4 protein-coding genes are annotated in these 8,879 nt (G+C 62.8%); 2 read left to right on the top strand and 2 right to left on the bottom strand.

Annotated elements, in window-relative coordinates; genetic code table 11:
- Positions 1-277: 277 nt before the first annotated feature.
- Both FFS64_RS28965 and gspG read right to left on the bottom strand, forming a co-directional pair.
- Positions 278-1,465: a type II secretion system F family protein gene (locus FFS64_RS28965; protein ID WP_137808173.1), complete on the bottom strand. Its 1,188-nt coding sequence runs from the start codon at positions 1,463-1,465 to the stop codon at positions 278-280.
- A 14-nt stretch (positions 1,466-1,479) separates the two neighbouring features.
- Positions 1,480-1,929, bottom strand: a complete 450-nt coding sequence (gspG, locus tag FFS64_RS28960; RefSeq protein ID WP_137808172.1) for a type II secretion system major pseudopilin GspG — start codon at positions 1,927-1,929, stop codon at positions 1,480-1,482.
- A 219-nt stretch (positions 1,930-2,148) separates the two neighbouring features.
- Here gspG and FFS64_RS28955 point away from each other — a divergent pair, with 219 nt between their 5' ends.
- Positions 2,149-2,757 carry a lytic transglycosylase domain-containing protein gene (locus FFS64_RS28955; protein WP_137808171.1) on the top strand — a complete coding sequence of 203 codons (609 nt, stop codon included), beginning with the start codon at positions 2,149-2,151 and terminating at the stop codon, positions 2,755-2,757.
- A 207-nt stretch (positions 2,758-2,964) separates the two neighbouring features.
- Positions 2,965-8,832 (top strand): manganese-oxidizing multicopper oxidase MnxG, encoded by a 5,868-nt coding sequence (mnxG, locus tag FFS64_RS28950; protein ID WP_137808170.1) that lies wholly within the window; start codon positions 2,965-2,967, stop codon positions 8,830-8,832.
- Positions 8,833-8,879 lie beyond the last annotated feature (47 nt).

The following is an 8,879-nucleotide window of genomic DNA, read 5'->3' as shown; positions in this document are numbered from 1 at the left end:
CCCCCACCACTACCGCCATCTCTCGCATGGGCACTCGACATATCGGACACACTGCCTGGAATCAATACGGTAGACGCCGACAAAACCGCGCCAATCGCTACTGCCAGTAAAAGCTTGTTGATGTGCATGTCGTTCTCCGTCTTCTTGTTCAGCCTGGAACGTTGATGAACATTGCAACTTGCTGCTGTATTCAGTCGATGAACACGCCAACGTCCCGGGTTATTCGGTTGAACGTTGAAAAAGATTGCAGCGTGGCGTGAGACCCCGTTCCAGAGGGTCAGTGAATGCTGGAGGCCAGTTCGAAAATCGGGATGTACATCAGGATCACGATCACCCCGATCAGCAGGCCGATGAAGGTCATGAGCAAGGGTTCGAACAGCCGCACGAACCATTCGATCCAGCGACTGATTTCTTCGTCGTAGAAATCGGCGCTGCGCTCCATCATTTGTCCGAGGTTGCCGGACTGTTCGCCGGCGCGCAGCAGGCGCAGGGACACCGGGGTCACCAGGTGATTGAGTTCCAGTGCAGCCGATAACGATTGACCCTCGCGCACCCGTTCGCAGGCCTGGTCCAGGCGCGCGCGGGAGGCCACCGTCAGCAGGTTGCGAACCATGCCCATGGCGGTGACGAGGGGAATGCCACCTTGAAGCAAAATTCCCAGGGAACGGTAAAAGCGCGCCAGTTCGTACATGAAGATGCGCTGATGCACCGCCGGGAGTTTTTCGATCAGGCGATCCAGGCCCCGGCGAAAGGACGGCTGTCGTTGAAGCAGGGCGAGTGTGACGATGATCGCCAGCAAGGCGCCGAAGAATTCGCCCTGGTGGGCGTGCAGGAACATGCCGCTGCTCATCAGGATCTGCGACAGCCACGGCAGGCTGGACCCCAGCCCTTCGAACACCAGGCTGAAGCGCGGCACCACGTAACCCATTAAAAACAACACCACGCCACCTCCGACCACCAGCAACAGCATGGGGTAGATCGAAGCGCTGACGATCTTTTGGCGAACCTCGTCCATGCGCTGGCGATAGCTGACATAGCGGCCCAGGGCATCGCCCACGGCACCGGTCTTTTCACTGGACTGCACCAGCGCCACGTACAAAGGCGGGAAAACCGCCGACAACTGGCCCAATGCCTGGGAGAACGATTTGCCTTCATAAAGCAGGCGCACCAACTCGCTCAGTGTTTTGCGGGCCTGGGGCGCGTTTTCCTTTTCCGCCAGGCTTTCCAGCGCATCGATCAACGGCAGACCGGCGTTGAGCAACGTCGTCAATTCCTGGCTGAACAGCACCAGGTTGAACGTCTCGCGCTGCTTGAGGCGCAACGCCCGCCAGTGCCGTTCGGCGCGCAGGCTGACCACCCGCAGGCCCTGGTCTTCGGCAATCCGCCGCGCTTCGCTGTGGCCCGGCGCTTCGACGGTCATGGACACCACACCGGCCTTGCCTACCGCTTTGAGGTGAAAACGCATGGTCGCCATTTCCGTTACTGCCAACTGGTGACTTCGGCGTTTTCGCCTTCGCCACCGGGCTGGCCGTCCTTGCCCATGGACAGCAGATCGTACTCGCCGTTTTCGCCGGGGTAGCGGTAGGTGTAATTACGGCCCCATGGGTCCTGCGGCAGTTTCTTCTGCAAATACGGACCGGTCCAGCGGGTTTCGTCGCTGGGCGCGGTGACCAGCGCCTGCAAACCCTGTTCGGTCGACGGGTAATGACCGACCTCCAGTCGGTACAGATCCAGGGCCTTGGCCAGGCCTTCTATTTGCGCCTTGGCCACTTTCACTTCGGAACGGCCCAGTTGCGCGAAATACTTTGGCGCGACGATGCCGGCCAACAGTCCAAGCACCACCAACACAACCAACAGTTCCAACAGGGTGAATCCGCGTTGAGCTCGTAGGGAAAAGGCACGGGAGGCGAAAGACAGTCGCTGATTCATGATGACCTCACACAGTCGGCAGAAGGATCGCAGCTGGTTTATGTAACCGGGGCTTATGCAATTGCCATGCAAAGGGCCGATAAAGGCTTGCGCATCCTTCTGCACCTCCCGTGCCACGGCCCTTCGCGCTTTCGGCACAGTGCTTGCGTATGGCTGATAAACGACCGGCCATTGGGGCATTACCCCCATTTTTCGGGGCCGGGCAGGGGAGGCAGAACAATGAAAGCTCTCACCGCTGGATTGCTCGGTTTGACGCTGCTGGCCGGCGCCGTCCAGGCCGACGTGTTCGTTTCCGTGGACGCCAAGGGCAACTTTGTCCTGTCCAACGTTCACCGGCCCGGACGCCACTATGAGCGGGTCATCCGCGAGGCTGAAGCGACGGTGGTCAGCCTTGATCAGCAGCCACAAATGATCGCGGCGCGACCCTATGCCGAGCTGGTATCCAAGGCGGCCACTGACCATCAATTGCCGGCTGCGCTGCTGCACGCGGTGATCCAGGCCGAGTCCAGCTACAACGCCAGCGCCGTGTCGCCCAAGGGCGCGGGGGGCTTGATGCAGTTGATGCCCGAGACCGCCCGAGAGATGGGCGTGACCGACGTCTACGACCCCAAGGCCAACATCCAGGGCGGCGCCCGCTACCTCAAGCGTTTGATGACGCTGTTCGACAACGACATCGCCCTCGCCGTGGCCGCCTACAACGCTGGTCCCCAAGCGGTACTCAGCCGCGGTGGGGTGATCCCGCCGTTCGCCGAAACCCAGCGTTATGTGCCCAGCGTATTGAACCAGTACCGGCGTCTGCAGGGACTGTCGGCGGATGCCCCGCTGTGAGCAAAAAAACGGGGCGGGTTTCCCCAACATTGGGGAATGGGGGCAGCGGCGTAAAAGTGGGGGGAATAACTGGGGAATTTCCCCCGATGAATGAAGTGCTAATCGTAACCAGCTGAAAAATAAACAGATTTTTTATGGCATGCAGATTGCTCAAAGACCCTTGTCGAGAATTGTTCCCTGTGAGCACCCACAGCGAGGCCCGTGATCATGACCGGCATACACCGCGCTCCATCCATTCTCCCCTGGCTGTTGTTGGCCGCGTCGATGCTCGGCATCGAGATCGCCGAAGCGGCGGTGCGCTGCGAGCGCAACCTGGTGGCCAACGTCGTGGCGCTGGACCAGCCACTGATGTTCAACCGTCTCGGTGCGCAAAACGTCAACGGCATGATGTTCGCCCTGCGCCGTGACGTGGTCGATGACCGTCTGATTTCCCTGGACCAGGGGGGCGCCGCGGTGCCGGGCAAGGTTTCGTTGCGGCCCGACAAGCGCCCGCGTCCACTGGTGCTGCGGGTAGCGGCCGGTGACTGCCTGACCGTCAACCTGCAGAACCTGCTGGCCTACCAGGCCAACCCCGGCTCCCACAGCGACGAAGGTGGAGAGGAAGAGGAGGAGGGTGAAGAGGAAGAAGGCATCGAAGTCGGTGAAGGCCATGATCCGTGGAAGGTCGACGAGCAGGTACGTGATCGCCATGTCGGTTTCCAGGTCAACGGCATGCAGGCGGTCAACAGTATCGATGACATCTCGTCCTATACCGGGCGCAACGCCAACACCCTGGTCGCCCCTGGTGGCAGCCGTTCCTACACCCTGTATGCCGAACGCGAAGGTGCGTTCACGGTGAGCAGCCGCGGCGCCACGTTCGGTAGCGAGGGCACGGCCGGCAACAACGCCAATGGCCTGTTCGCCCAGGTGGCGGTCATGCCCAAGGGCGGTCGCAGCTACCGCAACACCATCACCGAGGAAGAGATGCGCCTGGCCAGTACCGGACGGACACCGGCCGGTCACCCGATCGTCGATTACCAGGCACGCTATCCGCAGCGCGAACCGTGGATCCGCGAAGGCAAGGCCGGCAAGCCGATCATCAACATGGTCGACGGCAATGAAATTGTCACCAGCGAAGCCGATGCGATTGTCATGGGCAGCAACGCCGATGGCAGCTTCCCGGCATCCACTTATCCACTGGAAAACCTCGGTAAACGCAACCCGGCGCTCCCCAATCGACTGGAGCCGTTCCGCGACTTCTCCGCGCAGTTCCAGGATGAAACCGCCGTCACTCAGGCCTTCCCGGCTTATTGGGCCGACCCGGTCATGGCCCACGTGCTGGAGCCGACCCGCGACTCGTTCATGATCAACTACGGCTCCGGCGGCATGGGTGCCGAAGTGGTCGCCAACCGCCTGGGCGTGGGGCCGATGCACGATTGCCTGTCCTGCGCATACGAAGAGTTCTTCCTCAGTGCCCACACCGTGGGGGACGTGGCGATGCTGGTGGACGTACCGGCCAACGCCGGCCTCGAAGGCATCACCCCCGGCCAGGTGCCGAACGCCGATCAGGTCGGGGTCAAGGCGACCACGGCGTTGTATCCGTCGGAGCCGTCGAACGTTGCCCACAGCTACATCGGCGACTTCGTCAAATTCCGCAATACCCACAACGGCTACGAGCACCACATCTTCCACTTGCACGGCCATCAGTGGCTGTTCAACCCCAACGACGATAACTCCGACTACGTGGATGCCCAAGGCATCGGCCCGGGCGCCGGCTACACCTATGAAATCGCCAACGGCGGTTCGGGCAACCGCAACCGGGTGGCGGGCGATGCGATCTATCACTGCCACTTCTATCCGCACTTCGCCCAAGGCATGTGGGCCATGTGGCGGGTGCATGACGTGTTCGAAGAAGGCACCAGACTGGAAGTCTCGCAACAAGGCGCCGATGGTTTCCACAGCGAGCCGTACGCACTGCGTAGCGGTAAACCCGCAGCCGGTGCACGGGCCTTGCCCGATGGCGAAATCGTTGCCGGCACGCCGATTCCCGCCGTGGTGCCGCTGCCGGGCAAAGCCATGCCGCCGATGCCGGGCAAAGTCGCGGTGGTACCGAAACTCGGCGAAACCCTGGTGGCCGCCAATGACGATGACGATGACGATGACGATGAAGAGGGCGACGATGACGGCGAGCATCATGGCGGCGGTGCTCATACCAACAGTGCGGCTATCGGTTCCCTGGCATTGGTCGATCGCAGCGAAGCCAACCGCAATGCCGACGGCACCCTGAAAAACCCTGGCTATCCATTCTGGATCGGCGGCATGGAAAGTTCGGTCGGCCAACGCCCACCGACCCCACCGCTGGACATGCTCGACGCCGCCACGGCGCAAGCCTTGAAAGCCAGCGGCAATGCCCTGTGGGCCAACCTCGACCCGAATCAATCCGGTGGCTGGGACGGCGGTTTGCCGCGCCATGCCCTGGGCGGTGTCTCCGAAGGAGGCGAGGCTGAGACCATTACCACTTCGCTGGATTTCTCCAAATCCGTGAAACGGGCCAAACCGATTTACCTGCCCGAAGAAGGCACCGAAGTCGAACAGGCTGCCATGGCGTTCCACGCGAAAAAGGATCACCCGAGTTTTGCCGTGCTGCCGGGCAGCCAGGTCGTGGCGCGCAACTTCCGCACCAACGGCGCCTTGCCGATGGCCGGTGCACCGTACTTCGAACCGTGCATGGACGACCGGCAAAAACGCCTGACCAGCAGTTCCGGCACCGGTGAGTTCGCCAGCGGCGAGCGTCTCGACGGCATGTCGTTCATCGGTTCCTCGACCTTCACCGCCGACCGTCCACGGATCTACAAAGCCGCGAACATCCAGTTCGACGCGGTGTACAACAAGGTCGGCTACCACTTCCCGCAAGCCCGCATCCTGGCACTGTGGGAAGACGCCTGGCCGGTGATCACCAAGCAGCGTCCGCCAGAGCCTCTGGTGATGCGCATGAACACCTTCGACTGTGTGCAGTACCAGCAAACCAACCTGATACCGGCCACCTATGAGATGGACGACTATCAAGTGCGCACGCCGACCGACGTGATCGGCCAGCACATCCACCTGCCGAAATGGGACCTGACCGCGGCGGACGGTTCTTCCAACGGCTGGAACTACGAAGACGGCGTGCTCTCCCCAGGTGCCGTGCAGGAGCGCATCCAGGCCATCCGCGAGTACAACCAGTGCGAAGGCACCGACCCGCGTGACGGCACGCCTGCCTGTCCGAAAGCCAAGAACCATCCGTACTTCGGTCAATTCGGCCGGGCGGACTGGGTCGGGGCGCGCACGGCCATGCAGCGCTGGTTCGCCGATCCGGTGATCAATACCTATGGCATCGACCGTGGCCTGGGCACCATTTTCACCCACGACCACCTCGGCCCATCGACTCACCAGCAGATCGGCCTGTACGCCACCGTACTGGCTGAACCGGCCGGTTCCACCTGGTTCCACGCCGAAACCGGCGAGCCGTTGTACAGCGGCGCGCGGCAGGACGGCGGGCCGACTTCGTGGCAAGCGGTGATTTCTACCGGCGACCTGGACTACGACGGCAAGAACGACAGCTTCCGTGAGTTCTTCCTCGAATACAGCGACTTCCAGCACGCCTATGAAGCGGGTGTGTACGTCGGCGCAGGTCCTGACGGCGTGCCGAACCCGCAAGCGTTCCCGGCCACGGCCGACAGCTTCCGCTACGCGATCAACCCGCCGGTGCGCGACAACACCAGCGAATTGCTCGAAGCGGTGGTGGAGCTGCGTGGCGGCGTGAAACCCGGTTGCCCGAGCCGGCCTTGCCCGCAAGCGATCTCGGTGGATGACCCGGGCATGTTCGTCGTCAACTACCGCAACGAACCGCTGGCCCTGCGGGTGTTCGACCCGAACAAGGTCGGCCCGGACGGCAAGCGCGGCATGCAGGCCGACGGCCTGGGCGGCGATCTGGCGTACGCCATGCAAAGCCGTACCGACCGCGCGATCCCGGCGATGAACCTGGCGCCGAACCTGATCACCTCAGCCACCGGCCCGACCGGCGGCACCACGCTGTTTCCGCCGCACATCAACAAGGGTGGCGCGGAGCCGGGTGACCCGTTCACGCCGATGCTGCGTACCTACACCGGTGACAACGTGCGGCTGCGGGTGCATGCCGGCGGTCACGAAGAGGAGCACAACGTCACCCTGCACGGCGTGAAATGGCTGCAAAGCGGTTCCGGCTACGGCAACAGCTCCAACTCCGGCTGGCGCGCCTCGCAGATGGTCGGGATCTCCGAACAGATGGGCTTCAATGCGCCGGTGTCGATGATCTCCAGTGCGGCGGCGACCACGGGTGACTATCTGTACACCATGGACGCGTCCATCGAGGGTTACTGGAACGGTATCTGGGGCGTGATGCGTAACTACACCGCGCAACGCAGCGATCTGTTCGCGCTGCCGAACAACGCGAAACCGACCGGCATGCGCAACACCGTGGCGTTTGATGGTATCTGCCCACGGTACGGCGCCAACCCGAACGGAATCGGCACCCGGCCTACCGTGCAACGCAACTACGAAGTGGTCGCGGCGCTGGCAAACGACATCCTGACCAACCCGTTGGGCCTGTCCATCGGCGACCCGGCGGGTATCGGGCAGCATGTCGGCGGACCGTTGAAACCCACGGGGGGCACCCTGGTGCTCAACTCGCGGCCGATGAGCATTCCGCAGGTCACGATCACCGATCCTGAAGATGGCGAGACTTTCACCCTCGGCGGGCAAAGCGGGCCGCTGCATGACCCGACCGCGATCCTGTATGTGCGCAAGGCCGACCTCGACCCTACCACCGGCAAGCTGAAACCCGGGGAGCCTGTCGAACCACTGATACTGCGTGCGGCGGCGGGTGACTGCATCAACATCACCCTGGAAAACCGCCTGCCGAGCGTGATGCCGGACCTGGCCCAGACCGCCATCATGCAAGGCCTGGCCAAGCGTGATCGTAACGACGGCATGGGTTCGACCACCTTCAACAACAACCTGATGCGGCCATCCAGTCATGTCGGCCTGCACACGCAATTGCTGGCCTATGACATCACCAAATCCGACGGTGCCAACGTCGGCGCCAACCCGATCCAGACCGTGCCACCGCGTGTCGGCACAACCGGCGCGTACCCGACCCGTACCTATCAGTACTACGCCGGGCACCTGGAGCGTGAAGGCAAGCCAATCACCCAGCTGGGACGCAACGTCGACAACATCAACGCCACGGCGGTGGAGTTCGGCGGGTTGAACATCACCCCGGCGGACGTCATCAAACAGCCGCAAAAAGGCCTGGGTGGTGCGATGAGCATCCTGCCGATCGGTTCCACCTGGGTCGAGGATGCCAAGCGCGCATCGGCCACGGTCACCGCGTCGGGCCAGACCAGCTATCGCGATTTTGCGATGGTCTGGCAGCGCGCCTTGAACACGCGCTGGGCCAATGGGCGGCCGGTGGAAGGCATTGCTGCGGAAGGCAACGGTGTACCGAACGATCCGAAGGACAACGCCAGCATGGCGATCAACTACAAGGTCGAGCCGATGTGGTTCCGCTTCGGCCTGGCCCCGGATGCGCCGTTCGGTCACGCCGGCAGCCCTGGCACCTTCGGCGATGTGCCGAACGCGCACATGGCGTACAGCAACGCGCTGGTGGGCAGCGATCCGCAAACGCCGGTGTTCTACGTCAAGCCGGGGCAACCGTTCCGTACGCATATCCTGATGCCGTCCGGTGGCAGTCGCGGTTCGACCTTCCAGCTCGATGGCCACGTCTGGTCGGTCAACCCGTTCCAGTCGGAGAAGAGCGATCTGGGCGGTTATCCGATGGGCACGCCAGGGGTGGGATCGGTGCGGTTCGGGCTCAACCCGATGTCGATGTACATCGGCGCCCGGGAAAGCGTGTTGCCGGCGGCGCACTTCAGCTTCATGCACCCGAGCGCCGGGGGCAGCAATGCGATACCGGGGGACTACCTGTACCGCGACAACGCCTCCTTCGGTAATAGCGCCGGGTTGTGGGGATTGCTGCGGGTAACCAACGAACCGGAACCGGCGCCGGTACCGTAGGCGTGGAGATGAGGGGGGCGACACCGCCCCCACAAAGGGGCTGCGCA

The organism is Pseudomonas sp. G(2018), assembly GCF_005502415.1.
Taxonomy (GTDB): domain Bacteria; phylum Pseudomonadota; class Gammaproteobacteria; order Pseudomonadales; family Pseudomonadaceae; genus Aquipseudomonas.
This window is presented reverse-complemented; position numbering and strand designations above follow the sequence as displayed.